The 18,806-nt window shown below is 60.5% G+C and carries 20 protein-coding genes; 7 read left to right on the forward strand and 13 right to left on the reverse strand.

Going from position 1 to position 18,806, the window contains the following annotated elements:
* Nucleotides 1–116: 116 nt before the first annotated feature.
* From cysN to ACSQ17_RS05725, 3 genes are all read right to left on the reverse strand, one after another.
* Nucleotides 117–2,015, reverse strand: coding sequence for a sulfate adenylyltransferase subunit CysN (gene cysN / locus ACSQ17_RS05715; RefSeq protein WP_436067944.1), 1,899 nt, complete (start codon nucleotides 2,013–2,015; stop codon nucleotides 117–119).
* A gap of 1 nt (nucleotide 2,016) precedes the next feature.
* Nucleotides 2,017–2,934: a sulfate adenylyltransferase subunit CysD gene (gene cysD, locus ACSQ17_RS05720; protein WP_436067945.1), complete on the reverse strand. Its 918-nt coding sequence runs from the start codon at nucleotides 2,932–2,934 to the stop codon at nucleotides 2,017–2,019.
* A gap of 142 nt (nucleotides 2,935–3,076) precedes the next feature.
* Complete coding sequence (locus ACSQ17_RS05725; RefSeq protein WP_436067946.1) at nucleotides 3,077–3,835, reverse strand: Nif3-like dinuclear metal center hexameric protein; 759 nt, start codon at nucleotides 3,833–3,835, stop codon at nucleotides 3,077–3,079.
* Nucleotides 3,836–3,946: 111 nt separating this feature from the next.
* On the opposite strand from ACSQ17_RS05725, the gene algW reads away from it, so the two are divergent.
* From algW to ACSQ17_RS05740, 3 genes are all read left to right on the forward strand, one after another.
* Nucleotides 3,947–5,089 carry a Do family serine endopeptidase AlgW gene (gene algW / locus ACSQ17_RS05730; protein ID WP_436067947.1) on the forward strand — a complete coding sequence of 381 codons (1,143 nt, stop codon included), beginning with the start codon at nucleotides 3,947–3,949 and terminating at the stop codon, nucleotides 5,087–5,089.
* Nucleotides 5,090–5,185: 96 nt separating this feature from the next.
* Nucleotides 5,186–7,270, forward strand: coding sequence for a TonB-dependent siderophore receptor (locus tag ACSQ17_RS05735; RefSeq protein ID WP_436067948.1), 2,085 nt, complete (start codon nucleotides 5,186–5,188; stop codon nucleotides 7,268–7,270).
* 17 nt (nucleotides 7,271–7,287) lie between these two features.
* Entirely contained in the window at nucleotides 7,288–8,016 is a 729-nt protein-coding gene (locus ACSQ17_RS05740) for a DUF4198 domain-containing protein (RefSeq protein ID WP_436067949.1), read from the forward strand.
* Nucleotides 8,017–8,081: 65 nt separating this feature from the next.
* On the opposite strand, the gene hisC is transcribed toward ACSQ17_RS05740, so the two are convergent.
* The 10 genes from hisC to ACSQ17_RS05790 all read right to left on the reverse strand — a co-directional run bounded on the left by hisC (nucleotide 8,082) and on the right by ACSQ17_RS05790 (nucleotide 15,956).
* Nucleotides 8,082–9,134, reverse strand: a complete 1,053-nt coding sequence (hisC, locus tag ACSQ17_RS05745) for a histidinol-phosphate transaminase (RefSeq protein ID WP_436067950.1) — start codon at nucleotides 9,132–9,134, stop codon at nucleotides 8,082–8,084.
* Nucleotides 9,135–9,212: 78 nt separating this feature from the next.
* Nucleotides 9,213–10,523 carry a histidinol dehydrogenase gene (gene hisD / locus ACSQ17_RS05750; RefSeq protein WP_436067951.1) on the reverse strand — a complete coding sequence of 437 codons (1,311 nt, stop codon included), beginning with the start codon at nucleotides 10,521–10,523 and terminating at the stop codon, nucleotides 9,213–9,215.
* A 124-nt stretch (nucleotides 10,524–10,647) separates the two neighbouring features.
* Nucleotides 10,648–11,283: an ATP phosphoribosyltransferase gene (gene hisG / locus ACSQ17_RS05755; protein ID WP_422910244.1), complete on the reverse strand. Its 636-nt coding sequence runs from the start codon at nucleotides 11,281–11,283 to the stop codon at nucleotides 10,648–10,650.
* A 4-nt stretch (nucleotides 11,284–11,287) separates the two neighbouring features.
* Nucleotides 11,288–12,553, reverse strand: a complete 1,266-nt coding sequence (gene murA, locus ACSQ17_RS05760) for a UDP-N-acetylglucosamine 1-carboxyvinyltransferase (protein WP_436067952.1) — start codon at nucleotides 12,551–12,553, stop codon at nucleotides 11,288–11,290.
* A gap of 12 nt (nucleotides 12,554–12,565) precedes the next feature.
* On the reverse strand, nucleotides 12,566–12,805 hold the full coding sequence (locus tag ACSQ17_RS05765; protein ID WP_090255487.1) for a BolA family protein: 240 nt from the start codon (nucleotides 12,803–12,805) through the stop codon (nucleotides 12,566–12,568).
* A 121-nt stretch (nucleotides 12,806–12,926) separates the two neighbouring features.
* Nucleotides 12,927–13,235 (reverse strand): STAS domain-containing protein, encoded by a 309-nt coding sequence (locus ACSQ17_RS05770; RefSeq protein WP_436067953.1) that lies wholly within the window; start codon nucleotides 13,233–13,235, stop codon nucleotides 12,927–12,929.
* The gene (locus ACSQ17_RS05775) at nucleotides 13,232–13,864 is read right to left on the reverse strand and encodes an MlaC/ttg2D family ABC transporter substrate-binding protein (protein ID WP_436067954.1); all 633 of its coding nucleotides are present in this window, start codon (nucleotides 13,862–13,864) and stop codon (nucleotides 13,232–13,234) included. Before ACSQ17_RS05775 ends, ACSQ17_RS05770 begins: the two co-directional genes overlap by 4 nt.
* Nucleotides 13,865–13,876: 12 nt before the next feature.
* A complete protein-coding gene (gene mlaD, locus ACSQ17_RS05780; protein WP_436067955.1) occupies nucleotides 13,877–14,350 on the reverse strand; it encodes an outer membrane lipid asymmetry maintenance protein MlaD in 474 nt (157 codons plus the stop codon).
* Entirely contained in the window at nucleotides 14,350–15,147 is a 798-nt protein-coding gene (mlaE, locus tag ACSQ17_RS05785) for a lipid asymmetry maintenance ABC transporter permease subunit MlaE (protein WP_436067956.1), read from the reverse strand. Before mlaE ends, mlaD begins: the two co-directional genes overlap by 1 nt.
* Nucleotides 15,147–15,956, reverse strand: coding sequence for an ATP-binding cassette domain-containing protein (locus tag ACSQ17_RS05790; RefSeq protein WP_436067957.1), 810 nt, complete (start codon nucleotides 15,954–15,956; stop codon nucleotides 15,147–15,149). Before ACSQ17_RS05790 ends, mlaE begins: the two co-directional genes overlap by 1 nt.
* A 246-nt stretch (nucleotides 15,957–16,202) precedes the next feature.
* Between ACSQ17_RS05790 and ACSQ17_RS05795 the strand changes: the two genes are divergently transcribed.
* Genes ACSQ17_RS05795 through lptA form a run of 4 tightly spaced genes read left to right on the forward strand, consistent with a single transcriptional unit; the run spans nucleotide 16,203 to nucleotide 18,804 of the window.
* Entirely contained in the window at nucleotides 16,203–17,177 is a 975-nt protein-coding gene (locus tag ACSQ17_RS05795; RefSeq protein WP_436067958.1) for a KpsF/GutQ family sugar-phosphate isomerase, read from the forward strand.
* Nucleotides 17,177–17,698, forward strand: coding sequence for a KdsC family phosphatase (locus tag ACSQ17_RS05800; RefSeq protein WP_436067959.1), 522 nt, complete (start codon nucleotides 17,177–17,179; stop codon nucleotides 17,696–17,698). Before ACSQ17_RS05795 ends, ACSQ17_RS05800 begins: the two co-directional genes overlap by 1 nt.
* Before the next feature lie 7 nt (nucleotides 17,699–17,705).
* Complete coding sequence (gene lptC / locus ACSQ17_RS05805) at nucleotides 17,706–18,275, forward strand: LPS export ABC transporter periplasmic protein LptC (protein WP_436067960.1); 570 nt, start codon at nucleotides 17,706–17,708, stop codon at nucleotides 18,273–18,275.
* Nucleotides 18,262–18,804 carry a lipopolysaccharide transport periplasmic protein LptA gene (gene lptA / locus ACSQ17_RS05810; protein ID WP_436067961.1) on the forward strand — a complete coding sequence of 181 codons (543 nt, stop codon included), beginning with the start codon at nucleotides 18,262–18,264 and terminating at the stop codon, nucleotides 18,802–18,804. Before lptC ends, lptA begins: the two co-directional genes overlap by 14 nt.
* Nucleotides 18,805–18,806: the final 2 nt, after the last annotated feature.

An 18,806-nucleotide genomic window follows, 5' to 3' on the forward strand; every position in this document is an offset into this window, starting at 1 on the left:
GATTGTAGAAGCGGCGGGGACGCCTAGTTCTTGCCCGCGAAACAGCCATCGCGGGCAAGGACCTGCTACCAATAAAAAGCCCCGCACTAGGCGGGGCTTTTTATTGAGCGGTGGCGTTAGATCGCGCCGCGCTCGCGCAGCAATGCCAACACCTGCTTGACGCCCTCTTCCACCGACACCGACTGAGTATCGATCACCAGATCGGCATTCAGCGGGATGTCGTACGGGAAAGACTCACCTGGAATGTTGTCACCACCGGCGGCGTACAGACCCTGCGGGTCACGCTCGGCGCAGACCTGCGGAGACGCCTGCACATACACGGTGATCAGGCGCTCGGCACCGATCAGCGCCTTGGCCTGTTCGCGGCCTTCAGCATCCGGCGCGACGAAGGCAGCCAGGGTCAGCAGACCGGCTTCGTTGAACTGACGCGCCACGTGAGCAGCACGCCGCCAGTTTTCGGTGCGCCCGGCGCGATCCTGCGGCAGCCCCTTGTTCAGGTCATGGCGCAGGTTCTGGCCATCGAGCACATAGACCGCGCGACCAGAGTCGAACAGCTTGCGCTCCACGGCGTAGGCCAGGGTGCTTTTGCCAGCGCCGGACAAGCCACTGAACAGCACAGTAGCCGGCTGCTGGCCGAAGCGCACGGCACGCTCTTCGGTGGACACATGGGCCAGTTCGCCGTGGTGGCTGCCACCACCAGCACCAACCAGATCGGCGATGATCATGCCGGCACCCACGGTGCCATTGGTCAGACGGTCGATGACAATAAACGAGCCGGTAGTGCGGTTGTGCGCATAGCCGTCCAGCGCAATCGGCGCATCCAGGGCGATACGCACCTGGCCGATTTCATTGAGCTGCAGGCTGCTCGCCGCACCGTGCTCCAGGGTGTTCACATCGACCCGGTGGGTGATGCTGGCAATCGAGCCCGGCACATAGCTGGTGGCGCGTTTGATGTCGTATTTCTTACCCGGCAGCATTGGCTCTTCAGCCATCCACACCAGCATGGCGTCGAAGCTGTCGACCACCTGCGGACGGTTGTCGGCATGCACCAGCATGTCGCCACGGGAGACGTCGATTTCGTCTTCCAGGGTGATGGTGATCGCCTGACCCGGACCGGCCTGCTCCAGCTCACCTTCGAACGTGACGATGGATTTGACCTTGCTGCCCTTGCCCGACGGCAGCGCAATGATTTCGTCGCCCTTGCGCACGATGCCGCTGGCCAGGGTACCGGCGAAACCCCGGAAGTTCAGGTTCGGGCGGTTGACGTACTGCACCGGGAAACGCAGGTCGTTGAAGTTGCGGTCGCCGGCGACTTCCACGGTTTCGAGAATTTCCATCAGCGACTGGCCGGTGTACCAAGGCGATTGCTCGCTCTTGTTCACCACGTTGTCGCCTTTCAGCGCCGACATCGGCACGAAATGCAGGGAAGTTGGCTTCAGCGAGATGCCTTCGGCGAACTTCAGATAGTCAGCCTTGATCTGCTCGAATACGCCTTGATCGAAGCCCTTGAGGTCCATCTTGTTGATGGCAACGACGATGTGCTTGATGCCCAACAGGCTGGCGATAAAGCTGTGGCGCTTGGTCTGGGTCTGCACACCGTAGCGCGCGTCGATCAGGATGATCGCCAGGTCGCAGGTGGAGGCGCCAGTGGCCATGTTGCGCGTGTACTGCTCATGACCGGGGGTGTCGGCGATGATGAACTTGCGCTTGGAGGTCGAGAAATAGCGGTAGGCCACGTCGATGGTGATGCCCTGCTCACGCTCGGCCTGCAGGCCGTCGACCAGCAGTGCCAGGTCGATGTCATCGCCAGTGGTGCCGACTTTCTTCGAGTCCTTGCTGATGGCTTCCAGATGGTCTTCGTAGATCATCTTCGAGTCGTGCAGCAGGCGGCCGATCAGGGTGCTCTTGCCGTCGTCGACGTTGCCGCAGGTAAGGAAGCGCAGCAGCTCTTTACGCTCGTGCTGGGCCAGGTAAGCGAGGATGTCTTCGCTGATCAGATCGGATTGGTGCGACATATTAAAAGTACCCCTGACGTTTTTTCTCTTCCATGGAACCGGCAGCATCGTGATCGATGACGCGGCCCTGGCGCTCGGAAGTACGGGTCAGGAGCATTTCCTGGATGATGTCAGTGAGGCTGGTGGCCGTGGACTCCACCGCGCCGGTCAGCGGGTAGCAGCCGAGGGTACGGAAACGCACCATTTTTTTGGTGATACGGGCTTTCTCTTCGTCCGAGAGGTGCTCGAGGATGCGATCGTCGTCGATCATGATCAGCGTGCCGTTTTTCTCGATGACTTCACGCTCGGCAGCGAAATACAGCGGCACGATCGGGATCTGTTCCAGATAGATGTACTGCCAGATGTCCAGCTCGGTCCAGTTGGACAGCGGGAACACACGGATCGACTCGCCCTTCTTGACCTTGCCGTTGTACACGTTCCACAGCTCGGGACGCTGGTTCTTCGGATCCCAGCGGTGCTTGCTGTCGCGGAACGAATAGACACGCTCCTTGGCGCGGGACTTCTCTTCGTCGCGGCGTGCACCGCCGAAGGCGGCATCGAAGCCGTACTTGTCCAGCGCTTGCTTGAGGCCCTCGGTCTTCATCACGTCGGTGTGCTTGGCACTGCCGTAGGTGAAGGGGTTCATGTCCTGCGCCACGCCATCGGGGTTGATGTGGGTGATCAGGTCCAGACCGTACTCGTTGACCATCTTTTCGCGGAAGGCGTACATCTCCTGAAACTTCCAGCGCGTATCGACGTGCATCACCGGGAACGGCAGCTTGCCCGGAAAGAACGCCTTGCGTGCCAGGTGCAGCATCACGGCGGAGTCTTTACCGATGGAATAGAGCATTACCGGGTTGTCGAATTCGGCGGCCACTTCACGAATGATGTGGATACTTTCCGCCTCCAGCTGTTTCAGGTGGGTCAGTTTATCGAGCATGGCTACTCACGGATTACGATGTGTTTGGGCCGGCGGGCCGTGGACGAGGGCGCACTCTAGCACAGCACCCTCTTCTATTCAGGAGGCCACTTAGATCGAAACGATCTAGCGTTATACCAGCAGGAAAGGCCGCAATTACGGCCTAGATCGGGTTAGGGCAATCGATAAACAGATGCTCAATGGCAAAGCGCCGCGCCAGGTAATCACCCAGCGCCTGCACGCCATAACGCTCGGTGGCGTGATGGCCGGCGGCGATAAAGCTGATGCCATTTTCGCGGGCACTGTGGAAGGTCTGCTCGGACGCTTCGCCGGTCAGGTACAGGTCGACGCCCGTGGCAATCGCCTGATCGATATAACCCTGACCGCCGCCAGTGCACCAACCGATTCGGCGAATCATCGCCTCGCCTTCGACCAGCAGCGGCTCACGACCGAGCACCTGATGCACATGGCGGGCGAAATCACGCGGGCTCATGGCCTCAGCCAGTGAGCCAATCAGGCCAACGGTGCGTGGGTTTTCCGGCTCCAGCGGGCCTTCCACGGTAATGCCCAGCTGCGCGGCCAGTTGCACGTTGTTGCCCACCTCGGCGTGCACATCCAGTGGCAGGTGATAAGCCAGCAGGCTGATGTCGTTGGCCAGCAGGGTTTGCAGGCGGCGACGCTTCATCCCGGTGATGCAGGGGTTTTCGCCCTTCCAGAAATAACCGTGGTGCACCAGCAGCACATCGGCGTCGGCTTCTACAGCGGCCTCGATCAACGCCTGGCTGGCGGTCACACCACTGACAATACGCCGCACCTGCGGCCGCCCCTCGACCTGCAGGCCATTGGGGCAGTAATCACTGATTCGCGCCGCGTTGAGGTAGCGGTCGGCTTCTTCCACCAGGGTCGCCAGAGCAATGGCCATCGTGTTTCCTTATCAACAGGTGTGCAGGCGCTGCTTTATTCGCAGCCACCTCTCTATAATGGCGCACCTTAAGGGGCGCACCTGCCCCCGGCAACCCTCAGGATTGGATCGATGTTCAAGGCCCTGCGTTTCCTCGGCTGGCCCCTGCTGGTCGGTGTGCTGTCGGCACTGCTGATCATGCAATATTTCCCCCAGTGGGTCGGTTTGCCGGGGCAGGACGTGAACGTGCGCCAGGCACCGTTCTACAGCCGCATGCAGGAAGGCCCGGTGTCCTACGCCGACGCGGTGAACCTGGCCTCGCCGGCCGTCGCCAACCTGTACACCACCAAGTTCGTCAACAAACCTGCGCATCCACTGTTTGAGGACCCGCAGTTCCGCAAGTTCTTCGGTGACAACCTGCCCAAGCAGCGGCGCATGGAGTCGAGCCTTGGCTCCGCAGTGATCATGAGCCCGGAAGGCTACCTGCTGACCAACAACCATGTGGTCGCGGGTGCTGATCAGATCGTCGTAGCCCTGAAGGATGGCCGCGAAACCCTGGCCCGGCTGATCGGCAGTGACCCGGAGACCGACCTGGCGGTGCTGAAGATCGACCTGCAGGACTTGCCGTTTATCACCCTGGGGCGCTCTGACAATATCCGCATCGGTGACGTGACCCTGGCCATCGGCAACCCCTTTGGCGTCGGCCAGACGGTGACCATGGGCATCATCAGCGCCACCGGGCGCAACCAGCTGGGCCTCAACACCTACGAGGACTTCATCCAGACCGACGCGGCGATCAACCCCGGCAACTCCGGCGGCGCGCTGGTGGATGCCTACGGCAACCTGGTGGGCATCAATACCGCGATCTTCTCCAAATCGGGCGGTTCGCAAGGCATCGGCTTTGCCATCCCGGTGAAACTGGCGATGGAAGTGATGCGGGCAATCATCGAACACGGCCAGGTGATTCGCGGCTGGCTGGGCATCGAAGTACAACCGCTGACTCCGGAGCTGGCGGAATCCTTCGGCCTGGACGGACGCCCCGGCATCGTCGTGGCCGGCATCTACCGTAATGGCCCCGCGCAGAAAGCCGGCCTGCAACCGGGCGACCTGATCCTCAGTATCGACGGTGAACCTGCCGGTGATGGCCGCCGATCGATGAACCAGGTGGCCCGTGCCAAGCCGGGTGAGAAAATCCGCATCGACATCCTGCGCAACGGCAAGCCGCTGCAACTGACAGCAGAAATCGGCGTCAGGCCGCCCGTCAACGGCAGCTAACCCTCCTCCTTTTTCACTTTGCGCAACGCAAGCGATAACTCTTCTCAATTTTAATGTTATGTTATTACATTAAATACAGCAGAAGGATACCTTGCCTTGCGCGCCGCCCACGCCTTACTCGCCAGCCTGCTGGTTCCCAGCGCTGTTGCCGCAGCAGCAGAAACCCCGGTCGAGCTCTCTGCCACCACCGTCACCGCACGCCAGGAACGGGCGGATAGCCCGGTTCAGGGCTATCGCGCCACCCGCTCGGCCAGCGCGACGCGTACCGATACGCCGATTGAGCAGATCGCCCAGAGCATCAACGTGGTGCCCGCGCAGGTGCTCGATGACCTGGGCACCCCACGCATCGACCGCGCCCTGGACTTTGCCGGCGGCGTATCCCGGCAAAACAACTTCGGCGGCCTGACATTCCTCAATTACAGCGTGCGCGGTTTCACCACCGGCGAGCTGTACAAGAACGGCTTCGCCATCAACCGTGGCAGCTACAGTTCGCCGGACGCCTCCGGCATTGAGCGCATCGAAGTACTCAAAGGCCCGGCTGCCAGCCTGTATGGCCGTGGCGACCCGGGCGGCATGATCAATATCGTCAGCAAGAAGCCCCAGACCGAGGCCTTCAGCCAGCTCAAGGTCAGCGCCGGCAGCTGGGATCGCTACCGCAGCAGCCTGGACGTCAACACCCCGCTGAATGACGAGGCCACCCTGCTGTCACGGGTCAACCTGGCGGTCGAGGACAACCAGAGCTTTCGCGACCATGTGGGCAGTGAACGGCAGATCGTTAGCCCGTCGCTGAGCTGGCAGCTGGATGCCGACACCCTACTGCTGATCGAGAGCGAATTCACCCGCACCGAATCGGTGTTCGACCGTGGCATCCCAGCGGTCAACAATCACATGGGCGCAGTGAAAAACTCCAGGTTTATGGGCGAGCCGAACGACGACAGCATCCGCAACGACAACCAGATGCTGCAGGTCAGCCTTGAGCATTACCTCAATGACAGCTGGAAGCTGCGCCTGGCCAATCACTACGCCCAGGGTCGCTTACAAGGCAACAGCTCTGAGCCGTCGCGCCTGGTCGGCGACACCCTGACGCGCTTCTACCGCCAGCGCAGCTTCGAATGGAACGACAGCATCACCCAGGCCGAGTTGCACGGCAGCTTCGACCTCGGTAGCTGGCAGCACCAGACCCTAGCCGGTCTGGAGTACGAGAACTACCGCAACAGCCAGAAGTACCCGCAAAGCGCGACCACCCTGGGCTATGGCCAGAACATCTACCAACCGCAGTACGGCCAGGCCAAGCCGACCATCATCAATCCCAACGATTTCTTTGAGCACACTGAGAGCTATGCCCTCAACCTGCAGGACCAGATCAGCTTCAGCGAACGCCTGAGTGGCTTGCTTGGCGCACGCCTCGAACGCTATGAGCAAACCGCGCTGAACCGCAGCACGCGGGTCAGCAACGAGCAGAACAAAGATGTCGCCACCGCCCGCACGGGCCTGCTCTATCAACTGACCCCGCAGGTCGGGGTGTTCGCCAACGCCTCCACCTCGTTCAAGCCCAACAGCATCAGCAGCCAGGGCACGGTGTTCAAGCCGGAGAAGGGCCTGGGCTATGAAACCGGACTGAAGCTAGACCTGCTCGACAGCCGCCTGGGGGCGACTATCGCGTTGTTTCATATCGACAAGGAAAACGTGCTGACCGCCGACCCGGCCAATCCCGGCGATAGCATCGCGGCCGGCAAGGCGCGCAGCCAGGGCCTGGATATGCAGTTCAGCGGCCAGCTCAGCGATGCCGTGCGCATCATCGGCGCCTACGCCTTTATCGATGCGGAAATCACCGAAGACAACAGCCTGCCGGTGGGTAGCAAGCTGCTCGGCGTCGCCCGCCACAGCGGCAGCCTGATGACGGTTTACCAGTTCCAGAACGGCCGCCTGCGCGGCTCGGACATCGGCGCTGCGTTCAACTATGTGGGGGATCGTTCGGGGCAAGCCGGCAGCGACTTCGAGTTACCGGCCTACAGCACCGTTGACCTGCTCGCGCGCTACCAGGCCAACGATGACCTGAGCATCGGCCTGAACCTCAACAACCTGTTCGACCGCGCGTACTACGAGCGCGCCTTCAACAGCGTCTGGGTCATGCCCGGTGACCCACGCAACCTCAGCCTTAGCCTGACCCTTAACCTCTAACCCACAAGGATCCCACCATGCACATAGCCAAACCCATTCTACTCACTGCGCTGCTCGCCACCCTGCTCGCCGGGCACGCCCAGGCCCACGGCCTGTGGACCGAACAACGCCGTGGTCATATCGAAACCATCTACGGCCATGGCGCGGAAGACAACGCCTTCAAGGCCGAGAAAATCAGCGGTGCCTGGGCTTACGACCGTGCCGGTAAAATGATCCCGGTCACCGTTCAGCGTCTGGAGGATCACGCCCGCCTGCAACCGCTGAAAACCCCAGCAGTACTTGGTGTGGCGCTGGACAACGGCGCCTGGTCGAAGACCCCGGACGGCCAATGGATCAACCAGGGCCGCAGTAAAGTGCCGAATTCGACCGAATCGCTACACACTTACAAGTACAGCCTGGCGATTTATCAGGAAGGCGCCAAGCTGCCAAAACTGGAGCAGTTGAAGATGGTCATCCTGCCGGAAGTCGACCCGCTCAAGGTTGGCCCAGGTAAGCCGCTGCCGGTGCGGGTACTGGTGGATGGCAAACCGGCTACCGGGGTTGAACTGGTCGGTGACTACCGTGGCGCGCCGCACCAAGTCAGCGCCACCACCGATGCCGACGGCCGCGCCCAGGTGCTGGTACGTAACGAAGGGCTGAATATCATCAGCGCGTCCATCGACCTGCCAGTCAAAGGTGACAAGGACATCGAGACGCGCGGCCTGTTTACCTCGCTGACCTTCCTCGGCGCAGCGCACCACGAGTAAGCCTCAGCCCAAGCCGCAGACAAGAAAAAGCCGGAGCACTGCTCCGGCTTTTTTACGGCTGCCAGTTACAGACCTTGCAGAGCATCCAGCAGCGCCTGGTTCTGCTCCGGCGTGCCAATGGTGATACGCAGGAACTGCGCAATGCGCTGCTGCTTGAAGTGACGCACGATCACGCCCTGCTCACGCAAACCGGCCGCCAGAGTCGCCGCGTCCTTGTCCGGATGGCGGGCAAACACGAAGTTCGCCTGTGATGGCAGCACCTCAAAGCCCAGCTGCTCCAACCCGGCCACCACCGCCTCACGGCTATCGATTACGCGCTGGCAGGTCTGCTCGAAGTACGCCTGATCCTCAAACGCCACCGCCGCGCCGGCAATCGCCATACGGTCCAACGGGTAGGAGTTAAAGCTGTTCTTGATCCGCTCCAGCGCTTCGATAAGGTCCGGGTGCCCCACCGCAATGCCGACCCGCAATCCAGCCAACGAGCGCGACTTAGACAAGGTTTGGCTGACCAGCAGGTTCGGGTACTTGTCCACCAGACTGATCGCCGTCTCACCGCCGAAGTCGATATAGGCTTCATCCACCAGCACCACGGTATCCGGGTTGGCCTTGAGCAAACGCTCGATCGCCTCCAGCGCCAGCCCACAGCCAGTCGGCGCATTGGGGTTGGGGAAGATAATGCCGCCGTTGGGCCGCACGTAATCCTCAACGCGAATCTGGAACTGCTCATCCAGCGGCACCTGCACAAAATCGATGCCATACAGGCCGCAGTACACCGGGTAGAAGCTGTAGCTGATATCCGGGAACAACAGCGGCTGGCCATGCTGAAACAGGCCGTGGAAGGCATGCGCCAACACCTCATCGGAACCGTTGCCGACAAATACCTGAGCGGTCTGCACGCCGTAATAATCAGCCACCGCTTGTTTCAGGCGGTCGCTGTTCGGGTCTGGGTACAGACGCAGGTTGTTATTAACCTCGGCCTGCATGGCGGCAATCGCCTTGGGCGACGGGCCATAGGGGTTTTCGTTGGTGTTGAGCTTGACCAGTTTGGCCAGTTTCGGCTGCTCACCCGGCACATAAGGCACCAGGTCTTTGACGAAGGGGCTCCAGAATTTGCTCATCTGCCCTTCTCTCCTCGAATTGGTAGGGTGCGCCGTGCGCACCAAATGCTCAAAAGGTGCGCACGGCGCACCCTACACTCAGGGTTTGATGCGGTACTCGGCGCTACGGGCGTGGGCGGTCAGCGACTCACCACGGGCCAGCACACTGGCGACCTTGCCCAGCTCGGACGCGCCCTCGGCCGAACAATGAATGATCGACGAGCGCTTCTGGAAGTCGTACACCCCCAGCGGCGAGGAGTAGCGTGCGGTACCGGAGGTCGGTAGCACGTGATTAGGACCGGCGCAGTAGTCACCCAGGGCTTCAGCGGTGTAACGGCCCATAAAGATCGCACCGGCGTGGCGGATCAGCGGTAGGTACTCTTCCGGGTTTTCCACCGACAACTCCAGATGCTCCGGTGCGATGCGGTTGGCCACTTCAATGGCCTGAGCCATATCGGCGACCTGGATCAGCGCGCCGCGCCCTTCCAGTGAGGTGCGCGCAATGCTTTCACGCTCCAAGGTCGGCAGCAGTTTGGCGATGCTTTCGGCGACACGGTCGAGGAAGGCGGCATCCGGGCTGACCAGAATCGACTGCGCGTCTTCGTCGTGCTCGGCCTGGGAGAACAGGTCCATGGCGATCCAGTCGGGATCGGTCTGGCCGTCACACACCACGAGAATTTCGGAAGGGCCGGCGATCATGTCGATACCAACCTTGCCGAACACGTGGCGTTTGGCGGTGGCCACATAGATATTGCCGGGCCCCACGATTTTATCGACCGGCGGTACGCTTTCGGTGCCATAGGCCAGCGCAGCCACGGCCTGAGCACCACCGATAGTGAATACGCGGTCAACGCCAGCGATGCAGGCCGCCGCCAGGACGATCTCATTGATTTCGCCACGCGGGGTCGGCACCACCATCACCACTTCTGGCACACCGGCAACCTTGGCCGGAATCGCGTTCATCAGCACCGAGGATGGGTACGACGCCTTGCCACCCGGCACATAGAGGCCGGCGCGGTCCAGCGGAGTGACCTTCTGGCCCAGCACCGTGCCGTCGGCTTCGGTGTAGGTCCAGGAATCCTGGCGCTGACGCTCGTGGTACAGGCGCACGCGCTCGGCAGCCTTTTCCAGGGCGCTGCGCTGTTCGGCAGTAATGCGGGTTAGGGCCAGTTCCAGGCGCTCGCGCGGCAGGATCAGGTCGGCCATGGAGGCGACATCCAGACCGTCGAACTGTTTGGTGAACTCGACCAATGCCGCATCGCCGCGCTCACGCACGGCCTTGATGATGTCCAGCACGCGATGATTGACCGCATCGTCCGAGACACTTTCCCAGCTCAGCAGATGATCCAGATGCTGGGCAAAGTCCTGGTCAGCGGCATTGAGTCGGCGAATAGCGATAGGAGCGGTCATAGCGGGCCTCTTAAATTGGCAAATGCTCGGGCGTCGCTAGGCTACCAAGCCCACCGTATGGACGCCCGAGAAAAGTGGCTATGACACGGATAGGCAAACGCGACGTAATGCCGCGCTGAGGGTATTAGCGGGGGTGTCGTGCCTCGACGGCATCACGCAGGGTGTCGATCAACGCCTGAATGCGCGCGTGCTGCATCTTCATCGACGCCTTGTTGACCACCAGGCGCGAGCTGATCGTGGCGATCAGCTCCTGGGCTTCCAGGCCGTTGGCACGCAGGGTGTTGCCGGTGTCGACCACGTCAATGATCTTGTCGGCCAGCCCCACCAGCGGCGCCAGTTCCATCGAGCCATACAGCTTGATGATGTCGACCTGACGGCCCTGTTCGGCGTAATAACGCTTGGCCACGTTGACGAACTTGGTCGCCACGCGCAGCCGGCCTTTCGGCTCAGGCGCACCGACTGCACCGGCAGTCATCAGTTTGCAGCGGGCAATTCGCAGGTCCAGCGGCTCATACAAACCCTGGCCGCCGTACTCCATCAGCACATCCTTGCCAGCCACGCCCAGATCGGCTGCGCCGTGTTCGACATAGGTCGGCACATCTGTGGCGCGCACGATCAGCAGGCGCACATCATCCAGAGTGGTGGGGATAATCAGCTTGCGGCTTTTATCCGGATTCTCGGTCGGCTCGATACCCGCCGCCGCCAGCAGCGGCAGGGTGTCATCGAGAATCCGGCCTTTGGAAAGGGCAATGGTCAGCATGGTCTTAGCCCGGCACGCGGCGAATTTTGGCACCCAGAAGCTGCAGCTTCTCTTCGATGCACTCGTAACCACGGTCGATGTGGTAAATGCGGTCGATCAGGGTGTCACCTTCAGCGACCAGCGCCGAAATCACCAGGCTGGCGGATGCACGCAGGTCGGTGGCCATCACAGGCGCGCCCTTGAGCTTGTCGACCCCGGTGACGATGGCGGTGTTGCCCTCGACCTGAATCTGCGCGCCCATACGAATCATTTCATGTACGTGCATAAAACGGTTTTCGAACACGGTTTCGATCACCGTGCCGGTGCCTTCGGCAATTGCGTTGAGGGCAATAAACTGTGCCTGCATGTCCGTCGGGAACGCCGGGTACGGAGCGGTGCGCAGGTTGACGGCTTTCGGCCGCTTGCCATGCATGTTCAGCTCGATCCAGTCGTTACCGCTGGTGATTTCTGCACCGGCTTCCTGCAATTTGGACAGCACCGCTTCCAGGGTGGTCGGATCGGTGTCCTTGACCTTGACCCGGCCACCGGTCGCCGCTGCCGCCACCAGGTAGGTGCCGGTTTCGATGCGGTCAGGCATCACGCTGAAACGTGCACCGTGCAGGCGCTCAACGCCATCGATGATGATGGTGTCGGTGCCAGCGCCGCTGATTTTCGCGCCCATGGCAATCAGGCAGTTGGCCAGATCGACCACTTCCGGCTCGCGCGCGGCGTTTTCCAGCACGCTGCGGCCCTTGGCCAGGCTCGCTGCCATCATGATGTTTTCGGTACCGGTCACGCTGACGGTGTCGAAGAAGAAGTGCGCGCCGCGCAGACCGCCCTCCGGGGCCTTGGCCTTGATATAGCCAGCTTCGACATCAATGATCGCGCCCATGGCTTCCAGGCCACGGATGTGCAGATCGACCGGACGCGAGCCAATGGCACAACCACCCGGCAGGGCCACTTCGGCATAACCGAAGCGCGCGACCATCGGGCCGAGCACCAGGATCGAGGCGCGCATGGTTTTTACCAGCTCGTAGGGCGCGACCAGGGTCTTGATCGCCCGCGCGTCGACTTCCACGCTGAGCTTTTCATCAATGATCGGCTCGATCCCCATACGACCGAACAGTTCGATCATGGTGGTGATGTCGTGCAGGTGCGGCAGGTTGCAGATGGTGACAGGCGCGTCACCGAGCAGGGTCGCGGCGAGAATCGGCAGGGCAGAGTTCTTCGCTCCGGAAATGCGGATTTCGCCATCGAGGCGCACACCGCCGGTAATAATCAGTTTGTCCATGATTCTCTCGGTTTAGGAGCGCGCGGCCCAATCGGCACGGCTGAAGAATTTCATACTCACGGCGTGGATGCTGCCATCGGCGATCCAGGCATTGAGGTGAGCGTAGATCTGTTGCTGGCGTTTGACCGGGCTGAGGGCCGCCAGCTCGTCACTGATCAGGTTCAGCTGAAAGTTGCAGCCTTCGCCTTCGACTTCCACTTGAGTATCCGGCAATTTAGCCTCAAGGAGACTCTTTACTTCTAAGGCTTGCATGCTCAACCTCGATCAATGCATGAATTAACGACTGCCGAGCCGACGCTCGCTGGCCGAGCATCATACAAAAAAGCCCCCCGCCTGCGAACCCCGCATTATTCCCAGCCGACCGAAGCCCTGCTCAGGCTTGCAGTGGGAGAATTTCCAGCAGGCCGCAGACGCTGGCGATTTCGCGCATGTCGTTGGGCAGGTTGCGCACGCTGAGCGTCTTGCGGTTGGCACTGGCGTCACGCATAAAAGCCAGCAGCAGTGACACACCGACACTGCTGGATTTTTCCACACCCCTGCAATCGATCACACAAGCCGCCGCAGGGCTGGCCTTGAGCAGCTTCCCGCCCTGCTCACGCAAAGCCGGGGCACTGCGGTAATCCAGCACGCCCACCAGTTGCAGAACCCCGGGCGTAGCCTCGGTGATATTCGCCTGACTCACGAGGCATTGGCCCCTTGGCGCGCCTTGGCAACGGTTTCGGCCCAGTTGTCGATGACCTTATCCAGGTCATTGCGATTGTCCTGCATGGCCTGGGCAAACTGGTCGCGGAACAACTTGCCTACGTTGATGCCATTGATGATTACGTTGCGCATCTTCCAGGTGCCGTCCTGGCTGACCATGGTATAGGACAGCGGATAGACCGTGCCTTTACCGTCCTTGATTTCCATATTGACCGAGGTGCGCTCAGGGTCCTGCTGGCCGCTGACCGGCAGCACGCGGATGTCCTGATTGTTGTATTCGAGCAGGGCATTGCCATAGAACTGCATCAGGCTGCGCTTGAAGTTTTCCTGAAAGCGCTGCATCTGCTCAGGCGTGGCCTGGCGCGAATAGCGCACGGTCATCACCCCGCGAGAAATACCATCCACGTCCACAACCGGGCCGAGAATGCTGTCCAGTGCGTTGTAAAACGCACCCGGATCGGTACGGTAGTGCTCCTTGTTGGCCTTGAGGTCGGCCAGCAGGGTACTGGTGGTCTGCTGCACCACCTCATGGGCCGCTGGTGCCGCCTGTAGCGAGCAGGACAGCACTGCCAAACCAACCAGCAAGCTGTTACGCAGTGTCTTGAGCATCTTCAATACCTCTTACTGATTGGCCTGGTCTTTATTGACCGAATTGAGCAGAAATTTGCCAATCAGGTCTTCCAGTACCAGCGATGACTGCGTGTCGTGGATGGTGCTGCCTTCACGCAGCACCTCCTCTTCACCACCCACACTAATTCCGATGTATTTCTCACCCAGCAGGCCAGCAGTGAGAATCGAGGCGGTGGAATCTGCCGGCAGATTGTCCACAGCATCATCCAGCTGCATGGTGACGCGCCCCATATAACTGTTGCGGTCCAAATCAATGGCTGTGACCTTGCCAATCGTGACACCCGCCATGGTCACCTTCGACCTGACAGTAAGACCGGCAATGTTGTCAAAGTGCGCATAGACCTTATAGGTATTATCACTGCTGCCCACGGTCAGACCACTGACGCGCAAGGCCAGCAGCAGCAAGGCCAACAACCCGGCCAACAGGAACAAGCCGACACCCACTTCCAGCGTGCGGTTCTGCATCAGAAATCTCCAAACATCAAAGCGGTCAGAATGAAGTCCAGCCCCAATACGGCGAGCGAGGCGTACACCACCGTCTTGGTAGTGGCACGACTAATCCCTTCCGAAGTCGGCTCACAGTCATAGCCCTGGAACACGGCGATCCAGGTCACGACAAACGCAAAGACCATGCTCTTGATCACGCCATTGAGCACATCTTCACGAAACGAAACACTGCTCTGCATATTGGCCCAGAACGAGCCTTCATAAACCCCAAGCCAGTCTACAGCGACCATGGCTCCACCCCAGATACCAACCACGCTGAAAATCATCGCCAGCAGCGGCATCGAGATAAAACCGGCCCATAGGCGCGGAGCGACGATGTATTTGAGTGGATCAACGCCAATCATCGCCAGGCTGGACAACTGCTCGGTGGATTTCATGTTGCCGATCTCGGCGGTCAGCGCCGAGCCGGCGCGACCAGCAAACAGCAAGGCAGTTACCACCGGCCCCAATTCACGCAGCAGGGTCAGGGCGACCATCTGCCCTACCGCCTGCTCTGAACCGTACTTGGCCAGAATGCTGAAGCCCTGCAGCGACAACACCATGCCGATAAAGATGCCGGACACGACAATGATCGCCAGGGACATCACCCCAACCGAATACAGCTGTTTGATCAGCAGTTGAAAGCTGTTGCCTGTCGCGCCACGCCCAAACAGGGCACGCAGCAGGAAAATCACCGAGCGGCCCAGCGTGGCGACCACATCTATACCGGCGCGACCGAACAGGCGCACCCGTTCGAGCACAGACGTCTTGCGCATCAGCGCCCCCCCAACAGGTCGTCGCGGTAATTGGCCGCAGGAAAATGAAACGGCACAGGTCCATCTGGCGTGCCCTGCATAAACTGGCGCACTCGCGGGTTATCCGAAGCCATCAACTCGGCCGGCGTACCCTGGCCCAATACCTGGGTATCACCCACTACATAGATGTAGTCGGCAATGCTGGCGGTTTCTGCCAAGTCATGGGACACCACGATGCTGGTAATGCCCAGAGCATCGTTCAGCAGACGGATCAGGCGCACCAACACGCCCATGGCGATCGGGTCCTGGCCAACAAACGGCTCGTCATACATCAGAATTTGTGGGTCCAAAGCAATCGCCCGCGCCAGCGCCACACGGCGTTTCATACCGCCCGACAGTTCGTCCGGCATCAACTCCAGCGCACCACGCAGCCCCACCGCCTGCAGCTTCATCAGCACGATATCGCGAATCATCTCTTCCGGCAGCTTGGTGTGTACCCGTAACGGAAAGGCGACGTTCTCGAACACATCCAGATCAGTGAACAGCGCGCCGCTCTGAAACAGCACCCCCATCTGCTTGCGCATATCGAACAGTTCGCTGCGCGACAGCTTCGGCAAATTCAGGCCATTGACCCAGACATCACCCTGACTCGGCTTGAGTTCAGCAGCGATCAGGCGCAGCAGCGTGGTTTTGCCACAGCCAGACGGCCCCATGATCCCGGTGACTTTGCCACGGGGAATATGAATATCGACGTTTTTGAAAATATCCCGCTCGCCGCGTTTAAAGCTGACGTTCTTCAGCTCAACTGCATACGGGTTCTCGGCGCTCATCTGGACTCCTTGCTCAACGCTTGCCTGACTGACGTACCGCCCCGAACAAAGGGCACTACTGGTCGTCGAACGTACCGAAAATGGCCGCGAACTATACCATCGCGCCCGGTCTCGCCCAAGATTGAACTTGTTGCGGGAGATAAGCGCCTCACACTTCAACAATTCGTCTCGCCATGGGAAACACTGGGCAGGCGCAGCATTACCGTTATAATCGACAACTTTTAACCCGCACACCGCCGAGATTCGATGAGCCAGCCAACCGACCTGATCCAGTCCGCGCAGCGCACCATCCGCCTGGAGCTAGAGGCGATACAGGACCTGCTGCAACGTATCAACGGTGACTTCGTGCACGCCTGCCAGCTGATTCTTGGCAGCAAAGGCCGCGTAGTCGTGGTGGGCATGGGCAAATCTGGCCATGTCGGCAACAAAATTGCCGCCACCCTGGCCAGCACCGGCACCACAGCCTTCTTTGTCCACCCCGCCGAGGCCAGCCACGGCGACATGGGCATGATCACCCGCGACGACGTGGTTCTGGCCCTATCCAACTCTGGTTCCACGGCAGAAATCGTTACCCTGCTACCGCTGATCAAACGCCTCGGCATCACCCTGATCAGCATGACCGGCAACCCCGAATCGCCGCTGGCCAAGGCTGCCGAAGTCAACCTGGACGCCCGCGTAGCCCAAGAAGCCTGCCCGCTGAACCTGGCACCGACCTCGTCCACCACCGTATCCCTGGTATTGGGTGACGCCCTGGCCATCGCCCTACTGGAAGCACGCGGCTTTACTGCAGAGGACTTCGCCTTCTCGCACCCAGGTGGCGCCCTCGGTCGCCGCCTGCTACTCAAAGTGGAAAATGTCATGCACGCAGGCGACAGCCTGCCGCGCGTCAGCCGAGGCACCACGCTACGCGACGCGCTGCTGGAAATGACCCAGAAAGGTCTGGGCATGACCGTAGTTACCGAAGACGACGGCCGCCTGGCCGGGATATTCACCGACGGCGACCTGCGCCGCGCACTTGATAAAGGCATCGATGTGCGTGATGCGCTTATCGACGACGTCATGACCCTGCACGGCAAAACCGCCCGCGCCGAAATGCTCGCAGCCGAAGCCCTGAAAATCATGGAAGACAACAAAATCAGCGCATTGGTGGTGGTAGACGACAGCGACCGCCCCGTGGGTGCCTTCAACCTTGGCGACCTACTGCGCGCAGGAGTGATGTGATGAACGATCTGCAACAACGCGCTCGCGCAATCAAACTGGCCGTATTCGATGTCGACGGTGTACTGACTGACGGCAAGCTGTACTTTCTGGTGGATGGCAGCGAGTTCAAGACCTTCAACACCCTCGACGGCCACGGCATCAAGATGCTGATCAACTCCGGCGTACGCACCGCCATCATCAGCGGCCGCAAGACTCCGGTGGTCGAGCGCCGCGCACAGAACCTGGGCATCCAGCACCTGTACCAGGGCCGCGAAGACAAGCTTGTTGTACTGAATGAGCTGCTTGGCGAACTTGGCCTGAGCTATGAACAAGTCGCCTACCTGGGCGACGACCTGCCGGACCTACCCGTTATGCGCCGTGTCGGCCTGGGCATGGCCGTTGCCAGCGCCGATGGTTTTGTCCGCCAGCACGCCCATGGCGTGACTCAGGCACGTGGCGGCGAGGGTGCTGCCCGCGAGTTCTGCGAACTGATCATGTGCGCCCAAGGCACTCTTGAAGCCGCTCAAGCCGCTTACCTATAGGCCAACCATGCCCCGCAAATTACTCAACCCCCTGCTGTTCGCCTGCGCCGCCTTGCTGGTAGCGGCCCTCGGCTACTGGAACCTCAATCCGGAAGGCTTCAACCAGCAGCCGCAAACAGCGGCCGCCGACAATGCCATCGACTTCTATGCCAACAACACCTATACCGTGCAATACCAGGCTGACGGCAAACTGCACTACGAGATGGCCGCCGACAAGGTCGAACACATCAAGGCCAGCGACATCACACTGATGAGCGCACCGAACATGAACCTGTTCCGCGGCACCGAGCTGCCCTGGAAGATTCGCAGCGAACGCGGCGAAGTGTCGCCAGGTGGCAGCGAAGTCGAATTGATCGACAAGGTGCGCGTCGAGCGCACCGACGCCAAAGGCCGCCCGACCATTCTTACCACCAGCCGCCTGACCGTATTCCCCGAGAAGGAATATGCGCAGACCCAGCAAGCCGTTAGAATCGACGCGGCCAATGGGGTGACCACGGCACAAGGAATGAAAGCGTACATGAATGACGGCAGGATGCTCCTGCTGTCCAACGTAAGAGGTCAGCATGAGGCTCGTTAATACCCTCCCCCTACTACTCAGCCTCAGTGCCGCACTTGGAAGTGTCAGCGCCTGGGCTCTGCCATCCGATCGCGAGCAGCCGATCCGCATCCAGGCCGACAGCGCCGAGCTCGATGACAAACAGGGCGTTGCGGTCTATCGCGGCGATGTCGTGATCACCCAGGGCACCATGAAGGTTACCGGCGACACCGTGACCGTCACCCAGAACGCCCAGGGTGAGGTTGAAGTCTTCACTTCGGTAGGCAAGCCCGCCTACTACGAGCAACTGCCATCTACCGACAAGCAGATCGTCAAGGCCTACGGCCTGACCATCCAGTATTTCATGAGCAATGATCGCGTAGTGCTGATCGACCAGGCCAAGGTGATTCAGGAAGGTAATACCTTCGAAGGCGAGAAGATCGTCTATGACACCCAGCGTCAGATCGTCAACGCCGGCCGTGCAACAGGCAGCAATGTCACTGCACCACGACCGCGCATCGACATGGTGATCCAGCCCAAGAACAAACCAGCCGACAAGCAGGCGCAGTAATA

Origin of the sequence: Pseudomonas sp. LjRoot71, from assembly GCF_964253255.1 — a bacterium.
Classification (GTDB): Bacteria; Pseudomonadota; Gammaproteobacteria; order Pseudomonadales; family Pseudomonadaceae; genus Aquipseudomonas.

Excerpts from the sequence above, each read along its gene's own strand:
- algW (WP_436067947.1), top strand. The coding sequence starts at position 3,947 with ATGTTCAAGGCCCTGCGTTTCCTCGGCTGGCCCCTGCTGGTCGGTGTG.
- mlaE (WP_436067956.1), bottom strand. The coding sequence starts at position 15,147 with ATGCGCAAGACGTCTGTGCTCGAACGGGTGCGCCTGTTCGGTCGCGCC.
- cysD (WP_436067945.1), bottom strand. The coding sequence starts at position 2,934 with ATGCTCGATAAACTGACCCACCTGAAACAGCTGGAGGCGGAAAGTATC.
- murA (WP_436067952.1), bottom strand. The coding sequence starts at position 12,553 with ATGGACAAACTGATTATTACCGGCGGTGTGCGCCTCGATGGCGAAATC.
- lptC (WP_436067960.1), top strand. The coding sequence starts at position 17,706 with ATGCCCCGCAAATTACTCAACCCCCTGCTGTTCGCCTGCGCCGCCTTG.
- hisC (WP_436067950.1), bottom strand. The coding sequence starts at position 9,134 with ATGAGCAAATTCTGGAGCCCCTTCGTCAAAGACCTGGTGCCTTATGTG.
- ACSQ17_RS05740 (WP_436067949.1), top strand. The coding sequence starts at position 7,288 with ATGCACATAGCCAAACCCATTCTACTCACTGCGCTGCTCGCCACCCTG.
- ACSQ17_RS05800 (WP_436067959.1), top strand. The coding sequence starts at position 17,177 with ATGAACGATCTGCAACAACGCGCTCGCGCAATCAAACTGGCCGTATTC.
- ACSQ17_RS05775 (WP_436067954.1), bottom strand. The coding sequence starts at position 13,864 with ATGCTCAAGACACTGCGTAACAGCTTGCTGGTTGGTTTGGCAGTGCTG.
- lptA (WP_436067961.1), top strand. The coding sequence starts at position 18,262 with ATGAGGCTCGTTAATACCCTCCCCCTACTACTCAGCCTCAGTGCCGCA.
- ACSQ17_RS05725 (WP_436067946.1), bottom strand. The coding sequence starts at position 3,835 with ATGGCCATTGCTCTGGCGACCCTGGTGGAAGAAGCCGACCGCTACCTC.
- ACSQ17_RS05795 (WP_436067958.1), top strand. The coding sequence starts at position 16,203 with ATGAGCCAGCCAACCGACCTGATCCAGTCCGCGCAGCGCACCATCCGC.
- hisG (WP_422910244.1), bottom strand. The coding sequence starts at position 11,283 with ATGCTGACCATTGCCCTTTCCAAAGGCCGGATTCTCGATGACACCCTG.
- ACSQ17_RS05790 (WP_436067957.1), bottom strand. The coding sequence starts at position 15,956 with ATGAGCGCCGAGAACCCGTATGCAGTTGAGCTGAAGAACGTCAGCTTT.
- cysN (WP_436067944.1), bottom strand. The coding sequence starts at position 2,015 with ATGTCGCACCAATCCGATCTGATCAGCGAAGACATCCTCGCTTACCTG.
- ACSQ17_RS05765 (WP_090255487.1), bottom strand. The coding sequence starts at position 12,805 with ATGCAAGCCTTAGAAGTAAAGAGTCTCCTTGAGGCTAAATTGCCGGAT.
- mlaD (WP_436067955.1), bottom strand. The coding sequence starts at position 14,350 with ATGCAGAACCGCACGCTGGAAGTGGGTGTCGGCTTGTTCCTGTTGGCC.
- hisD (WP_436067951.1), bottom strand. The coding sequence starts at position 10,523 with ATGACCGCTCCTATCGCTATTCGCCGACTCAATGCCGCTGACCAGGAC.